Genomic DNA, 23701 nt, shown 5'->3' on the forward strand with positions numbered 1-23701 from the left:
TGGGCGGCGGTGGGGAAGCTGGTGCCGTCGCCGACGGTGGTCAGCAGCACGGCGGCGGTCCTGACGCCGACTCCCGGCATCGAGGTCAGGACCTGCCCGGTCGCGCTGCCAGAGGGCCATCTCCAGGGCGTCCAGGACAAGCTTGGACTCCTTGGTGGTCGCGGTGGACCAGCCGACGATCCGGCGGGAGAAGGTGTCTACGACGAAGGCGACGTGGACGGCGCCGCTGAAGGTGGCGACGTGCGTGAAGTCGGCGACCCAGCAGCGGTTGGGGGTGCTGGCGACGAAGTCGCGGTCGAGGAGATCCGGAGCGCGCTCGGCGGCCGGGTCGGTGCTCGTCGTGATCACCTTCCTGCCGCGGACGGCGCCGGCGATACCGGCCTCGCGCATGAGGCGCTCGACGGTGCAGCGGGCCACGGTATACCCCCTGCCGGTTCAGCTCCCGCCAGATCTTCCGGGCCCCGCAGACACGGTAGTTGGAGGCGTACACCTCCTGGATCCGCTGCTTGAGTTCCTCGTCACACGGAACGGGCGGAAGGAGTTTCGAGGCGTTTGTTGTGGGCGTAGTACGTGGAAGGGGCGATCTTGCAGTCGTGCTCGGTGAGGGTTCTGCAGATCGGCTCGACGCCGCCGAAGCGGTCCCGGTGCTCGTCGATGAACGCAACGAGCGTGTGTGTGGCCGGTCGGGCTCGGCCGCGAAGAAACTCGCCGCGGCCTTCAGGATCTCGTTGGCCCGCTTGGGTTCGGCGTTCTCCTTCTTCAACGCCTTGAGCTGGGCAGACTCCTCTGTCGTCGTCCCAGGTCGCGTCCCTGCGTCGGCCTCGTGCTGCTTCACCCAGTTCCGCAGCGTCTCGCGGGACCCGATGCCGAGCTTCTCGGTCACCGCCTGCAAAGCGGCCGTCTCGTTCGGGTGGTCGTCGCGCACCTCGGCGACCATGCGCACCGCACGCCGGCGGAGCTCAAGCGGGTATCAGGAAGGTCGTGCCATGACTCGGTCCTTTCATGAAATCGAGTCTCTACTGGGACCGGGGCGATTCAGTTCCAGGCCCATGCACTCGGCGAGGCCTGTGGCCAGTGCCGACAGCGTCGGATGCTGCCAGACAAAGTTGTTGGCGAGCTCGACCCCGAGGTCGGATTCCAGACGGACCCGTAATTCCATGGACAACAACGAATCGAAACCCAGCGCCTTCAGTGGGGTCTGCGCGTCAAGAGTGGTGCTGCCCAGCCGAAGAACTCCGCGAATGTGCTCGGCCATGTAGGTCTCGAGGGCCTCGCGCCGGGCGATACCTGGCGCGAGGCCCTCGAGACGGCCCCGGATGTCGCGGGAATCCTCCGGCGCATCTACCGAGTGTTCGTTGTCCGGGGCGAGGAGGCTGAAGAACGAGGACTGCCGTCCGGTGAGGGGAATCCAGGTGCTCGGCTTCCCGGGAATCACCCCGGTCTGGACGCGTCCGTGTGCCAGGAGCGAGTGGAGCGCCAGCAATCCCTTGTCGGTCGGGATCGTCTCGTAGCCCCGGCTGCTGAAGTCGGTTGCGACACCGGTCTCGCCCCATGGCCCCCAGTTGACGGCGAGCGTGGGCATGCCTGCGCGGCTCCGCCATGCGGCGAAGGCGTCGAGCCAGGAGTTGGCGGCTGCGTACACGCCCTGTCCGGGGTTGCCCAGCAGGGAGGCCATGGAGGAGAAGACGACAAACCAGTCCAGTGTGTGCGCTGCGGTGGCGTTGTGCAGTTTCCACGCGCCGCTGACCTTGGGGTTCCATACGTGCTTCAGCTGGGAGTCTCGGATGTTGGTGATCGCGGCGTCCTCGAGGACCATGGCACAGTGGATGACACCGCGCAGGGGTGTCCGGTCTTCGGTGGCGGTGGCCACCAGGCGTTCTGCGGTACCAGGTTTGGCGATGTCGCTCAGTACGACAGTGACCCGGGTGCCGCCGGCGGACAGCTCCGTGATCGCACGCGCGGCGGCAAGGGAGGGAGGTGTACGGCCGTTGAGGACGATGTGACTCGCGCCCTGCTCGGCCAGCCAGTGCGCGGTTGCCAGGCCGAGGCCGCGCAGGCCGCCGGTCACGATGTAGGCGCCATCTGTGTACACGACAGGCGGTCCCTCGGGAAGGACCGCAGTGGTCTTCCCTCGGTTCGGGATGGTCAGGACCAGCTTGCCGATGTGGCGGGCGCCGGCCATCAGCCGGAAGGCTTCGGTGGCTTCGGCGAGCGGATACGGGGTGCAGAGCAGCGGCTTGAGACGGCCTTCGGTGAACTCGGTGACGACCTCACGCAGCACGGTCGCGAACATGTCGGGGCGGGTCCGCTGGAGTTCGATGAGATCAACGGTGCTCAAGGTGATGTTGTGCCGGAACGGGGCCAGCCCGACAGGGGCGTCGGCCAGGATGTCGCGCACTCCCAGTTCGACGAAGCGGCCGAAGGGCCGAAGCGTCTCCAGTCCTGCGCGGACTGCCGCACCGGAGAGCGAGTTGAGGACGACATCGACGCCCTGGCCGTGGGTGGCGTTGCGGGTCTGCTCGGCGAAGTCCAGGGACCGGGAATCCATCACCCGTCTGATCCCGCTGCCGCGTAGGTATCGTCGCTTCTCTTCGTTGCCGGCTGTGGCCAGTACCTCGGCGCCGAGCAGCTTGGCGACGGCGACCGCCGCCAGGCCGGTGCCCCCGCTGGCCGAATGGATCAGGACGCGTTCTCCCGCGCGCAGCCGGGCGACGTGGCGCAACGCGTACCAGGCAGTGAGGAAGGCCGTGGGCACTCCTGCCGCGGCAACAGGGTCGAGCCCGGTCGGAATCAGTGCTGCAACGGTCGCGGGCACAGTGAGGAACGAGGCGAAGGCGCCGCCTTCGAGGTGAACGGCGAGCACCGGGTCGCCGACGCTCAGGTGCTTGACGCCGGGCCCGACTTCGGTCACCACACCTGCGCACTCGAAGCCGATCCGGTATCGGATGTCCTGCTCGCCGGGCAGGAGCCCCATGGTGGTGAGTACGTCACGGAAGTTGACGCCCGCTGCCTGGACGCACAGCTCTACCTCGCCCGGTCCTGGAGTCCGGCGCCCCGTCGCGGCGAGTTCCAGGCTGCCAAGGTCCCCGAGCCGCCCAGCCCGGAGGCGGAATCCGTCCACCCCGTAGCGCACGGTGCGGGTGGCGGCCGCGATCTGTTCGCGGGCGGCAAGCGGGGCGCGGTCGAGCCGGGCGACGTACCGGGTGGTGCCTCGTAGGGCAATTTCGTCTTCGTGGCCATCAGCGAGCAGTTCCTCGGCCAGGCTCCCGAGGCCTGGGTCGCCGTGGTCCGTGTCCACCAGGGTGGCACGCATGTGCGGGTGTTCGAACGCCAGGACGCGGATCACGCCGCGCAGGGCACTTTGTTCAAGATCCACGGTCTCGTCGGCCGCTACCGCGCGGGCGGCCCGGGTGACGGCGTACAGGCGAGGAGGGGTGGAACTGCGGGCAGCTGCCTGGGCAGTAGCGAGGATTCGTCGGGCACGCCGCTGGGCGCCCACGGTGGGATCGTCCGTGGTGGTGGGCGATGTGCTGCACAGCATCACGACGGCGCGCGCGGGGGACGCGATGGCCTCCAGATGTGTGCTGACGGATTCAGCGAACGGTCCGAGCCGCTCATCTCGCAGCGGGGATTCCCACGCCTCGGCCTGAGCCCCGGCCTCGCGCAGGATGGTGGCCAGTGCCTCGGCGTCTCCTTGGCCCTCCCCGATGACGAGCCATTCTCCGGGCGCTGGCTGCGAGGTGGCCTGTGGACGTGGGACCGGATGCCAGCCGGTCTCCAGGAACCACTGGTCGGCCTGGTCGGCCTTCCGTGTGCTTCGGCGTGCAAACTTCACTCCGTCGATGGCCATAACCGGTTTGCCTGTTTCGTTCAGCAGACGGGCATGACCCATGGCGCTGTCGGCTGTGGTCTCAACGATCCGGGCGTGGCAGTACACAGCGGTCGCGGGATCCCCCAGAATCCGTACTGCCCCCATCTGGACGGGAAGGATCAGCCCCTGACCGACGTCCTCGACGGGCCCTGCGACCAGGAGTTGCAGGCAGAGGTCGACGAGGACAGGGTGAACCCGCAAGGAGAGGTCTCCGGTCCGCGCGGGCTCCGGGACAACGACGCGGGCCCAGAAACTGTCTCGGCTGCGGGAGGCGTGCAGATCCGTGATGCCGGTGAACGCCGGACCGTGTTCCAGTCCACGGGAGCGGAGTCTTGTGTAGAGAGCTGCGGGATCGTCGGTGACCGAGTGCCTCCGTGCCAAGGTGGCGACGGACGCGGTGCGGGTGCGCGTGGGCCGGGAGAGACGGCGCAGCATGGCTGAGGCGTACGTCACCCACTGGCCGTCATCACCGCGTCCGAAGATTTCGCATGTGGCGTGGTCCGGGGCGGTCATGGTGACGGTCGTGCTGAGGTCGGTGTGCTCGGTCAGACGCAGCAGCTCCCGGAATGAGACGTCGGTGATCTCTACGTCGGCGGGGATGACGTCGAACACCTCGCAGGCGGTGGTCAGTGCGATGGCGTAGTGGGCGGCGCCGGGCAGTACCGGGGTTCCGTGCACTCGGTGGTCGGTCAGCCAAGGCAGCCCCGTGGTTCCGGCGTCCCCCTGCCAGCAGTGGCGCACCTGCTCGCCGGGCACCTCGGTGTGGCTTCCCGGCAGGGCGACGGTCGAGCGCGCGGCGCGCTGCTCGGCGGGGGTGGCCAGCCCGGCGGCTTCCACCCAGTGGTGCTTGCGGTCGAAGGTAATGGTGGGGACGTCAGCGAGGTCGCCCCGCGCGTACAGCGGCGACCAGTCGACGTTCACACCCGCACAGTGCAAGGCCGCGAGCTGGGTGCGGAACGTGGTGGTTTCGTCCTCTCCGCGGCGTAGCGTGGGCAGCACGACCGGTTCGCCGGTCAGGTCTTGCAGGCTCTCCGCGACGGCGTGTGTGACCACTGGGTGCGGGGAGACCTCGAGATACACCAGGTTGCGGTCCGCGGCGGCCGTGGCCACCGCCGGGCAGAAGCGCACCGGGTTGCGCAGGTTCGCGCACCAGTAGGCGGCGTCGAAGGCCGGCACCTCGTGCGGGTCCTTCAGCACGGTGGAGTAGAAGGGGATCCTGGGGCGCTGAGGAGTCAGGTCGCCGAGGCTGGTGAGAAGTTCTGCGAGCAGTGGGTCCACTTGCGGGCTGTGGGAGGCGACGTCCACCGCGACGGTCAGTGCCGGGACACCGCGGTCCTTCCAGCCGGCGACGAGCCTTGCGACCTGGGTGGGGTCGCCGGCCACGACGGTGGAGTTCGGCGCGGCAAGGACCGCCACAGAGACTGACTCGGCATTGTTCGCGGCGAGTTCGGCCTCCACCGCGGCCCGGTCCAGTCCTACGGTTGCCATGGCACCGGCTCCAGCGATCCGGGTGAGCAGCGCGGAGCGCCGGCAGATCACCCTGGCGCCGTCCTTCAGCGACAGGGCACCGGCCACGACAGCGGCCGCGACTTCTCCCATGGAGTGGCCGATGACACCGGCTGGCTCGACTCCATGGGCGCGCCAGGTGGCGGCCAGCGCGATCTGCAGGGCGAACAGCACGGGCTGCACTTTGGAACATTCCGTCACCGGTTCACCGGCATTTACCACATCCAGTACGGAGAACGTGGCCTCGGCGAAGATGTGAGCGTCGGCTTCGGTCAGGGCCGCTGCGAAAGCCGGTTCCTGCTGCAGCAGTCCCCGTCCCATGCCCGGCCACTGCGAGCCCTGCCCGGAGAATACCCATACCGGCTGCCGGGAGGCGGTGATGCTCGTCGGCCCCGTCACCACGGCCGGGTGGGCCCGGCCCGCTGCGAACGACCTCAGTGCGCCGACCGCGTCGCGCGTCGAACGGGCCACGACTCCGAGACGTCCCCGCCCTGCGCTGCGTCGCAGGGCCAGGGTGTGCGCGACGTCGCCCAGCGGTACCTTCGCGCCGTCGTTCTCCAGCCAGTCGGCCAGACGCAGTGCCGCGGCCGGTAGCACGGCGGGGGATCCGGCCGGAACCAGGACCACTTCGGATGAGGCAGGAGGGGTCTGCCGTCGGCGTGACAGGGCCGTTCGGCTGTCCTGTGGCGGTTGTTCCAGGATGACGTGGGCATTGGTGCCGGAGAATCCGAAGGAGGAGACCGCGGCCAGCCTCGTCGGCGCCTGCACGGGCCACGGAGTCAGCTCGGTGGGTACGAAGAAGCGTGTCTTGTCCGCGGCGATGGCCGGATTCCAGCGGGTGAAGTTCACGTTGGGGGGGATGAGCCCGTGTTGGAGGCACAAGACGGTCTTGATCAGTCCGGTGACTCCGGCGGCGGGCTCCAGGTGGCCGAGGTTGGTCTTGACGGAACCCAGAGCGCACCGGCCGTGGCCGGTGCCGTACACCTGCGCCAGGCTGGCGAACTCGATCGGGTCACCGAGCGGGGTTCCCGTTCCGTGGGCCTCGATCAACCCCACGTCCTGCGGGTCGATCCCGGCGTTTGTGAGTGCCTGCTGGAACAGGGCCTGCTGGGCGGTGGGAGAGGGGGCGGCCAGGCCGTCGGACCTGCCGTCCTGGTTCACGGCGGACCCGCGGACGACGGCGAGGACGCGGTCGCCGTCCCGTTCGGCATCGGCCAGACGTTTGAGTACGACCGCGCCGCAGCCTTCACCTCGGACGAAGCCGTCCGCGGCTGCGTCGAAGGTGTGGCAGCGCCCTGTGGGCGACAGCATTCCCATCCGGGCGAAGGACAGGGTTGTCCTGGGGCGGAGCATGAGTGTGACGCCGGCGGCGAGGGCGAGATCGCATTCGTTCTGAAGCAGCGCCCGGCAGGCCAGGTGGAACGCGACGAGCGAGGACGAGCAGGCCGTGTCGAGTGCGACGCAGGGGCCGTGCAGGCCCAAGAGGTAGGAGATACGGCCTGCGGCGACGCAGTGCCCGTTCGTCAGAATGGAGCCCTCGAGTTCTTGGGGCTGTCCGGCGAGCTGATCCATGTAGTCGTTGTAGCTGAGACCGGTGAAGACGCCTGTCGGCGAGCCGGTCAATCGATCCGGTGGCAATCCGGCGTGCTCCAACGCCTCCCAGACCACCTCCAGCAGCAGCCGGTGTTGGGGATCGAGTACGTCCGCCTCGCGGCCGGAGACACCGAAGAAGTCCGCGTCGAAACCGGACACGTCATTCAGGTAGCCGCCCTGCTGAGGAGGTGTGGGCACGCCGGGGGTTCGCTCGGCGCCGTGTTGTGCCCAGAGCGTCTCGCGTCCCGGCGGCGGATTCCCGACCGCCTCTTGCCCCTCGGCGAGCAGCTGCCACAGGGCTGCGGGGGAGTCGATATCGCCAGGAAGCCTGCAGCCCATGCCAATCACAGCGATGGGGTCCGTTGCCTTGTTCGAGGGATGCCTGTGTCGGCCCACGGCGGTTCTCCTTATCGATTGACTGCGCAAGGAAGCGCTGAGCTCCCGCTCTGCTGACGGCTCATCCGCGCTCGCAACGCGCACGGGCAGGGGTCGGACCGGGTGCCATGGAGGGCTGAGGGTTACCGGGGCGGGCCTCAGACGTCGGGGCTTCCCAGGAGGATCGCGCTCTTCACCCCGCCGACCTGGTAGTTGAAACTCAGCGCGTAGTCGAAGTCGAGAGGCCGGGTGCGCACGCCGGGAACGGGGTCGAAGGTGAGGTTGTCTGCCGGCTGCTCGCAGTTCGCGGTGGGACATACCTCGCCGCGCTCCATCATGAGCAGGGTAAGAGCGACGCCGAGACAGCCCGCGGGCGCGCCGTTGTGGCCGAAGCAGCCTTCCTGAGACGTCATCAGAAGGTCCTGGGCGGCGGAGCCGTACAGTTCCTTGATCGCGTTCGCCTCGAAGGCGGTGACCACCACGTTGCCGTCGCTGCCACCGTGGACGTAGGGCACCTGGCCGATCTCCCAGCGGTCTGCGAGACATCGGCGGACGGCGGATACCAGCGCGCGGCCCGTCTCGTCGGAAGCCAGAGGGTTGGTCAGCCCGTCGCGGGTCGTGGCCTGGGCGAGCACCTGACCGTACAGGTGGGCCCCGCGCCGGGTGGCGTGTTCGCGGCTTTCCATGATGACGGTCACCGATCCCTCGCCGTGGTTGATGCAGTCGGCACGCCGGTCGTAGGGGCGCATGAGGGAGTCGAAAGACGGCAGAAGCGCGGGCATGTCGTCGGACCGGATGATCTCGTACGTCTTCTGCGCGCCCTGCAGCAGGCGCTGGATGTTACGGATCAGTTTGACGCTGAAGATGTCGACGCCGGTCACGACGGCGATGTCGACCTCGCCGTCGGCGATCAGGCGTCGGGCATTGCCGATCTGCACTGCGGATGACGCGCAGCCGCACGAGACCGTGAAGTTGGGGCCTTTCGATCGGGACAGTGCGCCTTGGACCAGGGCAACGTCGGAGGGAGTGACGGCCTGTTCTGCCGCGACGAACAGTTCCATCGCCTCCGTCACTCGAATGGTCTCGGGATCGGCTCGCAGCACGGCGAGGTAACTGTCGATGTTCGCGTCGACGCCGCCGCGTCCGGCCAGGATCGCCGCGTCGGCCAGGTCGCCCGAGTAGGGATCCAGCTCGGCGTCCGAGCATGCCTGCGCCATGGACACCAGGCCGAACCGATGCGCTGCGGTGTAGTGGCGTGAGAAGAAAGGGGCGATATCGGGGAGGCGTTCGTCGAACATTGCGTCCGAGAGGTCCACGGAGCCGTAGTAGGCATTGCTCTGCATGAGGCAGGAGGCCCCTCGGGAGGCGATGTTCCACAGGTCGTCTGCGGTGAAGACGGGTCGCCCGTCACCGGGAAGGCAGAACCCGATACCGGTGACCACGGCATCCCGCGCGTGCCGGCCGCCTCCTGAGAGGGGGGCCGCCCCGCTCACGACACACCTACGTGCAACAGAGAAGTCGTCATGGTGATCCCCTCCGGATCAGTTGGTAGCACCCGCACGTAATCGGCTGTGTGCTGCTGAGGAAGAGATTCCGCAGTGGCCGGATTCGAGCAGGTATCTATTCGGCAATGTACGTGTGGTAGATCCATCGATAGACCGGCAGCATTTCATCATCGAGTTCGGCATAGTGATCCGCGAACTCAAAATGCTCATACCCGTTCTGATAGGGAACCGTCACTCTTGTTTCATTTTCCAGTGATTTCACTTCCCAGGTCGGCGGAGAACCCTCCGGCCCTCCGCTGAGCATTACGCGAATCGATTGAGACATAGCGCTCTCCAGTCGGGAGGATCAGCGCTGAGTGATCAGCGGAGACGTTGACTCGATTGTTTTCCGCCACGCCGCCCCGAGTGCAGCTGAAAATGCTTCCACCACAGAACGGTGAGTGTCACCATGCCGCGCAACTGGTCCAGGAATCCCATGTTCGGCGCGTCACTCCCCATCGTGCGGGAGCCGGTCCGTAGGCGGCGCGGACGGTATCGGCGACCGGCCTCGCGTACGAAACGACGTGGCCGCCACAGGGTCGAAGCCGGCAGCGTGCGCCATCGTGACCACATTGACCAGCGCGGTTTCAGGGCGCAGCGCGGGGGTCCGGGCGTAGATGGCCGTCAGGATCACGACGGGCCCTGATGGCGGGAGACAAGCCCTGTTGACGGATGGACAGCGCTGGGAACTCGCATGGCGCCCCTTTGACGAGGTGATGCGAGCCGCCTCTTCCTTGCCAGGGGCGCTCATCGCGACGAACGATCTCGATGCTGCACACAACTGGCTGGCCAGGTGTGCGGCGGATCGTCGGTTGCCACGCTCCCCGGAGAGGAGGGCAGCCCACCGGTTGGATTCAAATCGGTTATCCCACAGGGCTGAATAATCTCGCAATGAGGCCGCTTACAATTCACCCGTATGGCGTAATATGATGAACGGTGGACTCCATCTTCCCGGCGGGCTCCGAAAATCCAGCCTCACCGGTCACGAAGTCGCATTCGTGACAGTTTGCCATCGAGGTGTCGCGCACGAATGGAGATAGCCCGCACTCCGGCAATTGTCTGGCAGTGGCTGGTTGCGGTGAAACGATCTTGGCGTGACTGCTGCCGTCACGGCGTCAGTGGCCCGCAGCCGGCCACCACTCTCGGAGCAAATTTCGAACTGCGCCAATCGGGTGACTAATTGACGCAGGGGTTGATGACAGTTCATTCATTGGAGTTACTGAAGTCGTTGAACCGGTGGGTCGCCCATCCCTCTCCGGGGAGCTCGGCAATTGGCCCGCCCGTTTCAGCCCTTCCTGCTGGCAGGGCTTCGGCGAGCAGAGCCACTGCAAGGCTGCTCCGGAGAGCCACCGGCCGGTGGGTGCTCCCGACATCGGCTGGTGAAGCGTCTCGCCGTGCTTGAGACCGGGCAGTGGTGCGCACGTCGCGGCTGATGTCCGTCGGCCCCCCGATCGCCGTCGGGTCCGCCCCGTCCCGAGCGGATTCATCGCCGCGAGCCACTGCCCGGTTGCCTTTCCCGGAACCGAGAGCCGATCTTCCTCTCACCCCTGTCACCCCTGCCCCCGTCGGGCATGAGGGAAGCCCGCCCTCGCTCTCGGCCGGTTCCCGTGCGGACCGCAACGGTCCGCCTGTCGCAGGAGGATCCGTCATGTCCACAATCGCCCCCTCGTCCGGCCAGTCACGATCAGTCGCCCAACTGCCTTTCCCCTTCGGTCCGCTGCTCGTGGCGGTCCTGCCCAACTCCGGACCGGTCGCCGGCGGCAACACGGTCCATCTCCTCGGAGTGGGCCTTAGCGGTGCCACCAGCGTCCTGTTCGGTACCACGCCAGCCACCATCGTCTCCCAGGACGTGCTGGGGCTCACTGTCACGGTCGTGGTCCCGGCGAACGCCGCGAGCACGGTGCCGGTCACCGTGACCACGGGCGGTGGTACCAGCAACCCGGTTCCCTACACCTACGTGGCCCCTTCCACGCCTGTCCCTCCCACCGCCACCAGCATCATCCCGGCCTCGGGCCCGGTCGCCGGCGGCACCCCGTTCGTGATCACCGGCACCAATCTGAACGGCGGCGCTGTCACCGTCAACGGAGTTCCGGCCACCGTGCTGGGCAGCGACCCGACGGGAATCCTGCTGTTCGGGATCATCCCGGCCGGCGCCACCGCGGGCAACGTCCCGGTCGTGGTCACGACGGCGGCCGGCACCACCACTGTCCCCAGCGGGTACACCTACATCTGACCACCCCCTCACGGCCTCTCTCCTGCCACGTCGCCACGCCGACTGGCCAGGGCTGTGAACAGCGCCGGCCTGCGAGTTCCTCGCGCAGGCCGGCGCTGTTCGGAACCAGTGAGGTGATCCCTGTGGTGTGGACACACCTGACAACGGATCTTGTTGATCCTGGAAGGTGTAGATCTACGTGGCACGACCCTCGAAGTACAGTGCGGAGTTCCGGTCCGACGCGATCGCGTTGTGGCGGGCTTCGGCCGGCAGGCGGACGTTCAAGGACGTCGCGGCTGATCTGAACGTCAACTGGTCCCACCAGGGACGATTTCGTTCCGAAGCGGCCTTCGCGTCCTTTGCCGGCGTCTCGCCCATTCCCGCATCGTCCGGACTCACGAACAGGCACCGGCTCGACCGCAGCGAAGACCGGCAGCTCAACCGTGCTCTACACACCATCACCTTGATCCGCATGCGGCTCGGCCCCCGCCATGAAGGCGTACGTCGCTCGGAGGATCACTGAGGGAAAGACCGCCCGCGACGCGCAGCGATGCCTCAAGCGCGTCATCTGCCGCCAACTCTTCAAGACCCTCGAACGGATCGACCGCCCCACACCCAGGAGCATCGTGGACCTTGTTCAAGCGGCTTGACACGACATGGCAGCCTCGGGGGAGGCTCGGCAGGCAGCCGTGCGGGACCTGATCTGCTACCGCCGACTGGACGGGGCGACCAGTTCACACGGCGCCGAGAAATGCCCGGATCAACTCCATCGAGCTGTCGGCATGAGTCCCGGGCGAGGCCGAGCAACTCCGTCATGGGCACGGCGCGACGACTGGTCGCTGAGAGAGCTTGGCGTGTCTCGGCAGACCACAACGGGGGAAACGTTGACAGGCCTTGGTCGCTGTTCAGTGCCCGGACCTCGTCCTGCCAGCCGGGCTGGCGGAGATCCGCCTGGAACTCATCAAGCGCCACGGCGACCAGCCAGACCATCCACACCGAGCGGCCGCCGCCCAGAGCCCAGCGAAAGAAATCCAGGGCGAAGTGAGGTCACCGGACGACCGGGCTCGCCATCGAGGGCCCGATCGACGAAATGAACCGGCGCCGCGGGCGCTGTTCACTGGGCTGGGGACGTGAGTTGGCGACGGATTTCACCCGGCCAGTGCGATCCGTGCCCAGAACGTGCGGCCTCCGTCGGTCTCCTGCCGCGTTCCCAGTGCCTGCGCGGACTGCGCAACCACCAGCAGGCCTCGACCGTACTCGTTGGCGTTGCCGGCACGGTGCGGGACGGACGATGTTCCCCCCTCATCCTGGACTTCCACGAGAAGCCAGTCACCGTCCTTTTGCAGACGGCCCATGATCGAAAGGCTGTTGGTGTGGACGATGGCGTTGGTCATCAGCTCAGAGATCACGAGTAAGGCCGCACACCGGGCACTTTCGTCTGTTATATCCTCGGAGTCCATCCACAGCCGTGCCAGTTGGCGGCAGACCGGCACCGCTCGCTCCAATGTCGGCACGCGGAACGAGGCCGGTCGCCTGCTGGGGCAACCGTCGGCCAGGGCCCGGGCTGACGCCGTATCCGGCCATTGTTCAATCTCTTGGGGGGACAGTGCGATCTGCACTCCCGACCAAGCAGTCGGCAGCATAGTCCTTCCTCTCTCATCCTGGGCCTTGCCCAGGATGGCGGGGTGGCAGGTTTGCGCTTCCGGACACAACGCGGCACAAACCGCTGGCTGCGGACTCCTGCCGTACCGATGCGCTCGCCGGGCGGGGACAACCGTGCCGAGAGCTGAGTGGGCGGTTCAGTGACGGGAAGCGGGGCACACCCGCCCGACGCCGACACGGCGGGCGGGGTCCGGACGATGCCGGCCACCGGCCCTGGAGATGATTCGGTGCCGTGGGGAGGCAGCAGACTCCGTGCTCCGGCAAAGCCCCTGCGCCGTGCGCGACGGTGAGCGGGTTGGCCGAGCACAGCGTGAGAGCGACGGGTACCCCTGCCGACTGGCGTCGCGCCGCGTCGACCTGAGCGGTCTCACCGTAGAACTCAGGAGTCCGAGACCGGGCACTGGACGTCGGAACCGTCGCCAAGGAAGCTCGCATGGTGTCCCCACAGAGGTCACTTGGGCCGCCGCGCCAGTCGGCGCCACCGGCACCGACTGGCGGATCCAAACCCCTCCCACGGGGGTGCCCATTGCGGCAGCCCCACCCGGCAGATGCCCAGGCTTTCACCTCACCTGGACAGCTACGAGAGAAATGAGCAGCCGCTCCCCCGGAGAGGGTGGGCGGCCCACCGGTTTGGATAGTGATAGTTATCCTCTCGGGCGCACATGACAGCAACAAAGCCGACACAATGTCACCCGAATGGCGTACCTATGGTAAAATCTATACCCTTCCACTTCGGACCACTCGAAGACTCCCCGGCAGGCCACCATCAAGCATCTGGATGAAGTGATTCATGCGCGTGAGCAGCCCGCGATGTCACGGAGTCGGTGCCACACGACGCAACAATTCTGCTTGGCGAATCGCTTCTTCTGACTTCCTTTAAAGACCGTCTGCCCTGCCAGTTCTTGGCGTGATCTGTTCGGCTTGATCCCGTGGGGAAATTCGACGGCCGGTAACGCCCTACGGCAAACCCATAAGGCGTCGCAACACCGCACCCCTCGCTCTGTGCACTGTGCGCACTTCGACGCTGCGGCCGACACCAATGACTCGGTTGAAATCCGCACCGTCACAGGCCAGATCGCCCCCGACACCGCGAATCACCCGGTCCACAGACGGCGTGAGACAGCCCTACCAGCTGTCGCGAGCAGGCATTTTGGCGCGATCCGTACAGTCGGCCGTCGACTCGTACCGCGGCACTGCAGTGATCGTTTGACGCCGGGTCGCGGAATAGTGCAGCCTCATTTCTGCAGCCTATGAAGTCGCATGCCGACGAGGGACTCAGCCGTGGAACTGACGCCCGAGCGACAAGCTTCCAACGGATCCTTCAGGTCGGGCAATTGAGCCATGTGACACTCACAAGCCACAGCTGTATAACCACGAGTCGTTTCCGTGCTAAGCCGCTCGGATCCCCCGGAGAACCCACATCCATACGAAAGCAAAATTCCTTCAACGTACAATTTGATCGAGCTTGGATCTTACAGATGAAACACGAGGCGGATCCTTGTCACCACCACATCGATTCAGCCAGATAGTTCCTCAATTGAATATTTCCCATCGCAACCGGATGAACGTGGGGCAACAGGAGCTGGGTGGGGCTCCTGAAGCCCCCAGGTATTCGACCCTATCCACGCTCCACCAACTTGTAATTTGAGTCGCTTCAGTCGCTGAAAGGAGTGCGTATGGTTCCTGATCTGCACCTACGTGACAGCAACTCAGGCCGGACCGTAGCTTCTCGACCGGCAACTTGGTTGCCTGACGTACTGTCGACCGCGCTGCGACGCGCCCGGCCGGTGCAACCGACCAACTGTCCGTCGCAAGGCATCCCCGCCAATTGCCACGACTGCCAGAGCCCGGGCCACAGCTTCCGCGAGTGCCCGCGTCTCCCAGTCGGCCGCTGGTGTCACTGCTTCCACGCCTCGACGACCTGTGCGTGGTGTATCCGGGTGCGTGAGCACATCAGCCTGAGTCCGGGGTGGGTGTCTCGTACGGTGATGCCGGTCCGGTCGTCATCGATGTCCACTCGACATCGCTGCCCGAACGAAACCGGCTGCTGCCCGGCATCGCGGTTACCCCGTCGGGGTCACTGCACGGATGTCACCGCCTCGCGGCGCTGCGGGATGCAAAGTACCCGGCCCATATCGTTTCGACGCTGCGGCCCCCGGTCCTCGACTGCACTGTTATGGCAGAAGAGGCAAACGTCAGTGCCGCGTTCAGCCGAGCCGCTCGCACCGCGGGCGGCCTGGCCACCACCGGCCGTCTGGCGGGGCAGGACGCGGATGCGGCCCTGGTGGCGGCCGCTGTACACATGCGTCCGGGCCAGGAACGCCGAACACCGCACATCATCCAGTCCGGGATTGCTTGCGAGCAGCCGCCTTCCGCTCGATCCGGGAGACCACAGGTGAACCACGCACCCAACCACGATGACGGGCCGTTCGACCCTCAAAAGATCGGACGTCAGATTCTACTCGGCTCCGGCTCCCCCGCCAGCACCGTCCCGGCGCAGGCCGCCAAGAGAGCTGCGCCGCCGGCGATGCGGGCAACCGAGCACGGTCTGCTGCCCGACACCCTCAGCGACCGTGGCAACGCAAAGCTGTTCGTCGCCTTGTACGGGCGGGGCTTCAGGCATGTGCCGGGCCTGGGCTGGTACCGGTGGTCGGGCTATCGGTGGGAGATCGACGAGGCCGACACCGTACTGTGGACAGCCGGCGAGATGGCCGAAAGGCTGGCGGAGACCGACCCGCACGGGCGGCACGGCGAAGCGGAGCTGCGCCGACACCGCCGGCGGGCTCTGACAACATCCGGAATGATGGCCATGCTGATACAGGCTAGGGCCGCGCCGGGGATGACTCTCAACGCTGCGCTGCTGAACGCGGATCCCTATGCACTGTGCACTCCGAAGGGGGTGGTCGACCTCCACACCGGTCTGGTCGCCGCGCCGGATCCGGAGAGGCACTGCCACTCGCGTGCCACGAGCGTCGAAGCCCGGCCGATAGGAACACCCCGCTGGCAGCAGTTCCTCACCGACACGTTCGGCGACGACGCCGACGGCCGTCAGATGATCGGCTTTCTGCACGAGCTGCTGGGCTACTCGATCACCGGTGATGTCGGCGCGCAGATCATGCCATTCCTTTATGGACAGGGAAAAAACGGCAAAAGCGTTTTTCTGGACGTCATCGTCAGACTTCTTGGGGACTACGCGGATGCCGCCCCGCCCAGTTTCCTGATGGCCCGGTCTGGCGTCGTGCACGCCACCGATCTCGCCGAGCTGCATGGCCGGCGCATTATCGTCTGCTCCGAACCCAAGCCCGGTGACCCCCTCGACGAGTCCCGCGTCAAGTTACTGACCGGCGGAGACCGGATCAAGGCCCGCAGGATGCGACAGGACTTCTTCAGTTTCACCCCCACCCACACACTGTGGCTGCTCGGCAACCAGCGCCCTGAAGTCAGAACCGGCGGCTACGCGTTCTGGCGCCGGATGAGGCTGATCCCGTTCGACCGGGTCGTCGCAGACGACCGGAAGATCGACAACCTCGCCGACGCCCTGGTCACCGAAGAAGGACCGGGCATCCTGCACTGGCTCGTCACCGGCGCGCGCCGCTATCTGAACGGTCCTCGCGACCTGACCGGCCCCCCGCGGGTACGCACCGCCACCCACACGTACGCAGAGACCGAAGACCATACGGTCCGGTTCCTGAGCGAGTGCTGCACCGTGGACCCCGCCCTGCGTGCGGAGCAAACCCAGCTCTACACCAGCTACCGGAACTGGTGCCAGCTGGAGGGCGCCACCCCGGTCTCCTCACGAGCGTTCGCCGCACGTGTCCGTGAGACCATCGGCATCGCCACACCCAAAAAGATAATCCTGTCCAACCAACGCAAGTTCTACCCCGGTATCGCGCTGAACCCTGAACTAGAAGAGAAAGCATGAGTGTCCTCATCAAGCCCGCCCGACTCGCCTGCGGGAACGCCCTGCTTCGTGCGCGGCCGCTGCCGCGGTGACGAGGACGCTCCGCTACGTACCGATCAGGCACGGGTTCAGAAACAGGATCCGCGAGCGGGCACGGCTGAGAAAGCCCCAACGCACCACACCCGCTCTTGGCCGTTCGCGCAGTTCGGCACGGTCGTCGCCTACAAGGCGAAGCGGGCCGGGGTGCCGCAACCTGCTTTCCCAGGCCGATGCAAATACGACGCTTGAGCAGCTGACATCAGCGGTTCCCCTTTACGTGCTGGAGGACATCGCCGAGCAGATGCAGCTTGCCGAACAGCCCTTCACCCCGTTCAGGGAGATGCCGCTCGGGCAGCGGGTGTGCGGGCCTGTTCTCGCCAGCAGCGGCGACCTCGGCGGAGCGGACGCGGACTTCATCGAGGGCGGGCTCTTGGTGGACTGCAAAGCCACCATCCGCCCCCACAAGATCGGCCGAGCCGAAGTACAGCAGCTCGCCGGCTACCTCCTGCTCGACTACGACGACACTCATGCGATCAACCGGGTCGGCTTCTGCCTCTCCGGCCAAGGTGCCCTCACAAGCTGGAGCGTGCCCGACCTCCTCGGCGCCGAGGTACCGCTCCCCCAGCTTCGTGTGCTGCTACGGACACACTTACGCCACGCCCGCCACGCGGACCATGGAGGGAAGGCCTGATCCGGCACCCCCCGTTGGACTTTGGCTTTAGGTTGTGGGGATGGGGCAGGGGCCGCTGTGGAGCCCGGCGTTACAGCCGTTCGTCTCAGGTGGAGGCAGGCGCTATCTCCGCGGTGGCCTGGGACTGTGGGGTTTTTGCCCCGGCCTTCCCCGGTTCGATGGTTGCCTCTGGCGGACTGCGCGGAGCCGTTCGAGGGAGCACCGTCCATCGTACGGTCGGTCTGCTGGGGATCCCAGGGCACAGTTGCTGATCACGAGGCTCTCCCCCGTCGGTGTCGCTGTCGTCCGGGAGGAGTGCCAGGCCGGGGTACAGCTTCGCGGCGTTGTTCTTGATCATCTCGGCTGGGGAGGCCAGCCAGAGTTCCTGCCTGATGCGGCTGGCGAAGGCCCGGCTCGTCGAGGGCCTGATCCCTTCGTCGGAGCACCAGCGCCCGTAGGTCTCGTAGAGGAGTTTCTGTTCGACGCGCAGTTCGGGGTTGGGCCGGCCACCGGTGCCCTTGGTGCAGCGTTCGGTGATGAAGCGGCCGATGTGGTCCTCGGTCGTCTCGTAGGCGGCGGTGGCCGCGCGGACGGAGGCCGGTCCGGCGAGCGGGTCACGGGTGGCGAGGTACCGGCGGGCGCCGTCGATCAGCCAGTGGAGGATGCCTGGGCCTTCGTCGCGGACCAGTTCGGCGGCGAGGTTGTCGATCTTCCGCTCGTCGGGGACTCGTCGCTCGAAGGGGATGATGCGCATGCGGCGCCAGAAGGCGTGGCCGCCGGTGCCGACTTCAGGGCGGTGGTTGCCGAGCAGCCACAGCTTGTGCGTCGGGGGTCGGTGTCGGCGAACTGCTCGGCCATGTCGCCGGCTGCCCAGACCGCTGCTTCGTCACCGCCGGTCAGTTTCCAGCGGTACTGGTCCCACGAGTGCCAGCCCATGCCGACGACGTAGCGGAACTGGCCGGCGTAGAGGCGGGCGAACAGTTTCGCGTTGCCGCGGTCGGTCAGAGCGTCGGGCAGCACGACGGGAGCGCTGGGGGCAGGTGGGCAGCGGGCGTTGGACTGCTGGGCCGGGAGGCTGGGCGTCCCGGGCAGCGCGAGATCGAGGCCTTGCTGGCGGATCTGTTCGGCAGCGCCTTCTGCGTCGAAGCGGATGGGCTCGGCGCTCATGAACGTCCTCGGGGGTGGAGCGGGCGCTGGGCACCCGCGGACAGAGCAGGGACGGGGCGCTGAACGGGTCTGCCAGCCCCAGCAGGTCTTCAGGGGTGGCTGGCCGTCGGGTGTCCTGCAGCTGGCCGAACAAGATGCGCCAGGCGAAGGTCAGGGCATGGACCTCGCTGATGAGGCTGCTGGCCCACTGGTAGGTGCCGGGGTCGGCGTCGGGGTGGGCGGCGCGGTCGGCGACCGCGTGTTCGAGGGCCTGCGAGCCACTGCCGGGCATGGTCGTCGCCGAGCTCGGCTGTGACGGTCCGGGCCGCGAGCGGCAGCAGGCGTTGCGGGTCGGCGGAGACGGCCCGGTGGGCACCGGCGGCGAGGCCGGGCTCGTCCTGGGCGGTGCGGGCGATGGTACTGAGGGCCTGCTGGCATCGCTCGGTCCTGAGGGATTCGTGCTGAAGGAAGGTCTCGACGAACTCGTCGCCGCTGTCGGTCTCGACCTCGGTGAGCAACGCGGCGGCCAGCGGCTCGCCGACGGCGCCCCAGTGGGCTCCGTCGGTGGCGGAGTAGGTGGCAGTCAGAATGTCATCGAGCGCGGCCAGTTGGCGGGCGTCGGGAGGAGCGGTGACCCCGTAGCCGCGGTGATGGACGTCGAAGCCGGCCCGGACGGCTGCCTGGCAGCCAGGAGCAGCACCTCCTGGTCCCGCTCGCTGCCGAGGACGTCGCCGCGCTCGGCAGTGACGGCGAGCAGCTGGCCGCGCTGCTCGGGTCCGCCCTGCACGGCCTGGTGCTGCTGCGCGCCGGCGGCGCAACCGTCGACGAACTCGCCGCCGCGATCGACGGCACCACCAGCCTGCTGGAGCACCTGGAGGCCGTACGCAACGCCGCTGTGCGCCAGCACGCCGCCCGGAATGGCACCTTCGGCGACCTGACGAAGGCGATGCACTTGGAAAGCCGGGCGACCGCCCAGTACCGCCGCAACACCCTGCTGAAGAAGCCGCCGGGCGAACTGGAAAAGTGGGCCGCCGACACCACCAGCTGATCGTGAGCAGCGGCGCCGTACAGTAGACGAACGCCGTTTGCTGCACGGCGCCGCTGCCCTGTGCAGCACCGGCTGCTGAACGAGCAGCCCCCCTTGTGCAGCCCGGGGCCGGCCTTCGAGTGTCATCGCTCTCCGGCAGGCACCCGTACCCACCCACCGGCCCCACACCCCGTTTCTGCTGCACCGTGCAGCAGACACAGCAGTGCCCCGGACCCATGCGGATCCGGGGCACTGCTGTGTCCGGGTCAGGCTTCGACGTATGCCACGATCGTGATGCTTATCTGCGGTCCATAGCTGGCGTTTGTTGTGTAAGGCACGGAGGTCACCTCTTCGTGTGGCTGTGGGATATCTGCCGGTTGTGAGGCACGCGTTCGCGGTCGCATGGAGACATGAAAATTCCGAGCTGTGTGCCGAATCGCCCGTGGACGGGCGTCCGTTGTGGGTTGTGGTCGATGAGTCGTACGGGCTCCATCACGAGGCCGGCTGGCGCGGCGCTGCCCGGCACTGGTTCTCCGCCCAGTTCCAGGAACAGATGAAGCACGTCTACCCGGCGCTGCAGCCGGTGCCGTCCCCGTCCGGACCGGGGGTGTCCTGTCCCAGGCCCCGACGGATCGCGATCTCCACGGGGGAGTACGCGCCGTCGGCCCGCTCCAGTTCGTACGGCGCGGCCGGCATCAGCGGCGGCTGGGCCATGAAGCGCGGCCGCACCCCATGGTGCGGTTGCGCCGCGTGCACCAGAAACGGATAGCACAGGAAGACGTCGCCTGGGGACCCGGTGGCGAGGGCGAGTGGCCGGTGGTCGGACGCCGCCACCAGATCGGGCGCAAGGGCCAGCCCGCTCGCTCCGTCCTCCCCGTACTTCTCCAGCACCTTCGGCACGTCGAGGTGTGAGCCGACCCGGATCCGGGTCGGGGCGTCCTCCTCACCGACCTCGCTGAACAGGAACAGCATCAGCAGCGCCCGGCCCCGGGAGCGCAGATTTGTGAAGTACCAGCTCTCGCCCTCCGGCAGATAGCTCCCCTCGATGTGCCAGCCCGCGTCGTCCGGCTCCTCCTCGTGCGGGAAACGCAGCGGGAACGTGCCCAGCGAGTAGCGCGGCTCCCAGCATCCCGCGCCGACGAGCAGGTCGTACGCGCGCTGCAGGGACGGGGAGTTGGGTGCGGCGGCGAACGGCCCCTGCGCCATGCCGGCCACCCAGTGCACGGGCTGCGTCCACGTCGCTGGATCTTCCGCGTCGCAGCCTGTCTCTCGCCACAGCAGCCGCACGCAGTCCGCGGCCACGCGCGGCGCGACGGCGCCCTCCAACTTCACGAAGCCGTCGCGGAGGAAGCGGGATACCAAGGTCGTGTCATCCATGCCCCCATCGTGCGGCGACACCGGTCCCGATCACCCGACATTCTCCGCACCGCTTTTGTCGGGTGTTCACCGAGCCCCTCCTTGCCCCGCCTGCTGGCCCATCCCCGCTTCCACCTGCACTTCACCCCGACCGGATCGTCCTGGCTGAACCTCGTGGAGCGGTGGTTCGCCGAGCTGACGAACAAGCGGCTGCGGCGCGGCATCCACAAGACCGTCCAGGCCCTGGAGAAAGACATCCGCGACTGGATCGCCGCCTGGAACACCACCCCCAGACCCTACGTCTGGACCAAGACCGCCGACGAAATCCTCGAACGTCTCGCCTCATATCTGAACAGAATTCCTGACTCAAAAGACTAGGGTCTGTTGCGAAAGTGGATCTTGATCCAAGATGATCACGTGCTGTGGCCCGTGGAGACCTGACGGATGCGCAGTGGTCTCGGCTGGAGCCGCTGCTGCCGCGCGGGAAGAAGTCGGGGCGGCCGCCGATATGGACCCGGCGGCAGCTGATCGACGGCATACGGTGGCGTACCCGCGCCGGAACGCCCTGGCGGGACATGCCCGAGCGATACGGCCCGTGGGACCGGGTGTACGACCTGTTCCGGCGATGGCAGCGCAACGGGATGGAAGCGGATCCTGGAACAGCTCCAGACCGAGGCCGACGCGAAGAACTTGATCACCTGGGACGTCAGCGTGGACGCCACCGTCTGCCGTGCTCATCAGCACGCCGCGGGCGCCCGTAAAAAGGGGATCTCCAGAAGGAGCCTCCCGGCGGCATCGACACCGAGCCGGACGACCACGGCCTCGGGCGGTCCCGCGGCGGGCTGACCACGAAGATTCACCTCGCCAGAGCAAGGGCAAAAACCCATGTCTCTGATCATTGCGGCCGGGCACCGGCACGACAGCCCGCAGTTCCAACTGATGCTCGAGAAAATTCGGGTCCCCCCGCACCAGTCAGGGTCGGCCTCGCACCAGACCTGACAGGGTCCGCGCCGACAAAGCCTACGGCTCCCGCGCCAACCGCTCCTACCTACGCAGACGCCGGATCGGCTGCACCATCCCCGAGAAGGCTGACCAGGTCCGCAACCGCAAGAAGCGCGGCTCCCACGGCGGGCGACCACCGCAGTTCGACAAAAACGACTACCAACAACGCCATGCGTTGGAGTGCGGCATCAACCGGCTGAAACGCCACCAGGCGGTGGCCACACGATACGACAAACTCGCCGTCCGCTACGAAACCACCGTGCTGGTCGCGGCCATCAATGAGCGGCTATGACCAGCACTTTCGCAACAGACCCTAGTCCGATTTACTGATCGATCGGCCTGTCCCGGCTCGGCCGTCGGAGCCCCGGGTGTGTCCCGCAGGGATCCGTCAGGTGGTGGTTGCCGGGTGCGGGTTGCCGAGGTACGGGAACCGGTCCAGGGTGTCGGTGTGCGGCGTCAGACCGGTGGGCGGCGCCTCGCTCTTGGTGAGGAACGCGACGCGGATGTCGATGACGTCTTCCGTGAATGTCCGGCCATTCGGGTACGCGGCAGGCTTGGACGGGTCGAAGTGCAGCACGTCCGGCAGGAGGCCGTGCTCGTCGAGCGCGGTGATCGCCTCCTCACGCGAGTAGCCGCCGGTGTGGCCCAACAGATGGACGAACTGGTCCGTCCACCTGGCGCGGTCGTTAACCGGCTCGCTGGCGTTGTACTCCTCCTTCGTGTCGTCGGTGTTGAAGAAGCTGCTCATTGACGGGTGCCCGGCCCGGTCCGCGTGGACGAGTTCGCCGTCGCGCAGGACGCTGCACCGGCCCCAGATGTGCAGCTCGGGCTTGGGGGCCAGCTCCGCTGTCGGCAGTTCGATGGCCATGGAGAAGACGTTGGCCGTGCCGTTGGAGTCGACGCCGGTCCACGGGGACTTTCCGCCCAGATGCGGCGCGGTGAAATTCCGGTTGCCGCTGGTGTCGAACAGATTCCCGATTCCGTCGAAGTCGAAGAAAAAGGCATCACTGCGGCTGCCGGCGGCCACCTTGTAGTCGCCGCTACTGACCACGTTGGCCTGGGGGCCGAAGGAGACGGCGGCGCCTGAAACGATCTTGGTGCCGACCGCCTCGGGCCTGCGAGACTCCGCACCGGTTGCCATGAAGACGCTGTAGGTCTGCGAGCCGTCGGATGCCGGCGGGCTGAAGACCCAGCTGAAGGCGCCGTCGGTCAGGTAATCGCCGTCGTTGTCAATGTTCAGGCGGTATACGGCGTCGGGGTGCATGGCATCTGCGTTGGGATTGGCATTGAGGATGAGAACGGTTCTGCTCGGATCGCCGGGTACCCCGAAGGCATATAGGTCGCACAGATCGAGACGCTGGTCGCCGAGTGGTGGCCCAAGGCTGAGGCCGGTGAAGTGGTTGGACATGTCAGGCCCTTCCATTGCTCGCCCGTCGGGAAGCCGCTAGAACGCTCGAACGGTCGTTCTGGGGCGCGTGAGGTACACCCACACCTGGGCGGTACATCCACGCTAGCCGTCACAGCAGTCCGACCATCGACGGCGAAGGCACGGCCGTCAAACAACGCTCGAATGGGTCACTGACAGGCGGGAGGCGAACGTCTCTCGGTCCGAGAGCAAGCCTTCAGGGGGTCGCCGATCAGTTGATCAACTCATAAAAGAGGCACGCTCTAGCCCCACGAAGATCGACTTTCGCAACAGACCCTAGTCTTCTGAGTCAGGAATTCTGTTCAGATAGCTGGCGAGGCGTTCGAGGATCTCGTCTGCGGTCTTGGTCCAGACGTAAGGTCTGGGGTCGG

The 23701-nt window shown here is 66.9% G+C and carries 13 protein-coding genes and 6 pseudogenes; 7 read left to right on the forward strand and 12 right to left on the reverse strand.

Going from position 1 to position 23701, the window contains the following annotated elements; genetic code table 11:
• The 6 genes and pseudogenes from ACFVX4_RS38605 to ACFVX4_RS38630 all read right to left on the reverse strand — a co-directional run.
• Positions 1-95, reverse strand: a pseudogene (locus ACFVX4_RS38605) (transposase); the annotation flags it as partial.
• A 55-nt stretch (positions 96-150) separates the two neighbouring features.
• Positions 151-390, reverse strand: a pseudogene (locus ACFVX4_RS38610) (DDE-type integrase/transposase/recombinase); the annotation flags it as partial.
• Positions 391-433: 43 nt separating this feature from the next.
• Positions 434-937, reverse strand: a pseudogene (locus ACFVX4_RS38615) (hypothetical protein); the annotation flags it as partial.
• Between the two features lie 63 nt (positions 938-1000).
• Complete coding sequence (locus tag ACFVX4_RS38620; protein WP_389987172.1) at positions 1001-7366, reverse strand: SDR family NAD(P)-dependent oxidoreductase; 6366 nt, start codon at positions 7364-7366, stop codon at positions 1001-1003.
• A gap of 137 nt (positions 7367-7503) precedes the next feature.
• Complete coding sequence (locus ACFVX4_RS38625) at positions 7504-8787, reverse strand: beta-ketoacyl synthase N-terminal-like domain-containing protein (protein WP_389987175.1); 1284 nt, start codon at positions 8785-8787, stop codon at positions 7504-7506.
• Positions 8788-8965: 178 nt separating this feature from the next.
• Positions 8966-9175, reverse strand: a complete 210-nt coding sequence (locus ACFVX4_RS38630) for a DUF5988 family protein (RefSeq protein WP_389987178.1) — start codon at positions 9173-9175, stop codon at positions 8966-8968.
• A 1362-nt stretch (positions 9176-10537) separates the two neighbouring features.
• Between ACFVX4_RS38630 and ACFVX4_RS38635 the strand changes: the two genes are divergently transcribed.
• A complete protein-coding gene (locus tag ACFVX4_RS38635) occupies positions 10538-11122 on the forward strand; it encodes an IPT/TIG domain-containing protein (protein WP_389987181.1) in 585 nt (194 codons plus the stop codon).
• Positions 11123-11300: 178 nt separating this feature from the next.
• Positions 11301-11624 (forward strand): transposase, encoded by a 324-nt coding sequence (locus tag ACFVX4_RS38640; RefSeq protein WP_389987184.1) that lies wholly within the window; start codon positions 11301-11303, stop codon positions 11622-11624.
• Positions 11625-11683: 59 nt separating this feature from the next.
• On the opposite strand, the gene ACFVX4_RS38645 is transcribed toward ACFVX4_RS38640, so the two are convergent.
• Complete coding sequence (locus tag ACFVX4_RS38645) at positions 11684-12091, reverse strand: DUF2625 family protein (protein ID WP_389987187.1); 408 nt, start codon at positions 12089-12091, stop codon at positions 11684-11686.
• Between the two features lie 158 nt (positions 12092-12249).
• Positions 12250-12744: an ATP-binding protein gene (locus ACFVX4_RS38650; protein ID WP_389987190.1), complete on the reverse strand. Its 495-nt coding sequence runs from the start codon at positions 12742-12744 to the stop codon at positions 12250-12252.
• Positions 12745-14732: 1988 nt separating this feature from the next.
• Between ACFVX4_RS38650 and ACFVX4_RS38655 the strand changes: the two genes are divergently transcribed.
• Positions 14733-16685, forward strand: a complete 1953-nt coding sequence (locus ACFVX4_RS38655) for a phage/plasmid primase, P4 family (RefSeq protein WP_389987193.1) — start codon at positions 14733-14735, stop codon at positions 16683-16685.
• A gap of 295 nt (positions 16686-16980) precedes the next feature.
• Positions 16981-17394, forward strand: coding sequence for a hypothetical protein (locus ACFVX4_RS38660; protein ID WP_389987196.1), 414 nt, complete (start codon positions 16981-16983; stop codon positions 17392-17394).
• A 265-nt stretch (positions 17395-17659) separates the two neighbouring features.
• Here the strand turns inward: ACFVX4_RS38660 and ACFVX4_RS38665 are convergent.
• Together ACFVX4_RS38665 and ACFVX4_RS38670 are read right to left on the reverse strand one after the other, a co-directional pair.
• A pseudogene (locus ACFVX4_RS38665) lies at positions 17660-18540 on the reverse strand (hypothetical protein); the annotation flags it as partial.
• A 562-nt stretch (positions 18541-19102) separates the two neighbouring features.
• Positions 19103-19306 carry a hypothetical protein gene (locus tag ACFVX4_RS38670; protein WP_389987199.1) on the reverse strand — a complete coding sequence of 68 codons (204 nt, stop codon included), beginning with the start codon at positions 19304-19306 and terminating at the stop codon, positions 19103-19105.
• A 6-nt stretch (positions 19307-19312) separates the two neighbouring features.
• Here ACFVX4_RS38670 and ACFVX4_RS38675 point away from each other — a divergent pair, with 6 nt between their 5' ends.
• Complete coding sequence (locus tag ACFVX4_RS38675) at positions 19313-19567, forward strand: hypothetical protein (protein ID WP_389987202.1); 255 nt, start codon at positions 19313-19315, stop codon at positions 19565-19567.
• Between the two features lie 543 nt (positions 19568-20110).
• Here ACFVX4_RS38675 and ACFVX4_RS38680 read toward each other — a convergent pair.
• Positions 20111-20923 carry a phytanoyl-CoA dioxygenase family protein gene (locus ACFVX4_RS38680; protein ID WP_389987205.1) on the reverse strand — a complete coding sequence of 271 codons (813 nt, stop codon included), beginning with the start codon at positions 20921-20923 and terminating at the stop codon, positions 20111-20113.
• A gap of 72 nt (positions 20924-20995) precedes the next feature.
• On the opposite strand from ACFVX4_RS38680, the pseudogene ACFVX4_RS38685 reads away from it, so the two are divergent.
• Positions 20996-21280, forward strand: a pseudogene (locus ACFVX4_RS38685) (IS630 family transposase); the annotation flags it as partial.
• Positions 21281-21324: 44 nt separating this feature from the next.
• Positions 21325-22196, forward strand: a pseudogene (locus ACFVX4_RS38690) (IS5 family transposase).
• A gap of 96 nt (positions 22197-22292) precedes the next feature.
• Here the strand turns inward: ACFVX4_RS38690 and ACFVX4_RS38695 are convergent.
• Positions 22293-23312 (reverse strand): DUF4331 family protein, encoded by a 1020-nt coding sequence (locus ACFVX4_RS38695; RefSeq protein WP_389987208.1) that lies wholly within the window; start codon positions 23310-23312, stop codon positions 22293-22295.
• Positions 23313-23701: the final 389 nt, after the last annotated feature.

The organism is Streptomyces sp. NPDC058240, assembly GCF_042882135.1.
Lineage (GTDB): Bacteria > Actinomycetota > Actinomycetes > Streptomycetales > Streptomycetaceae > Streptomyces.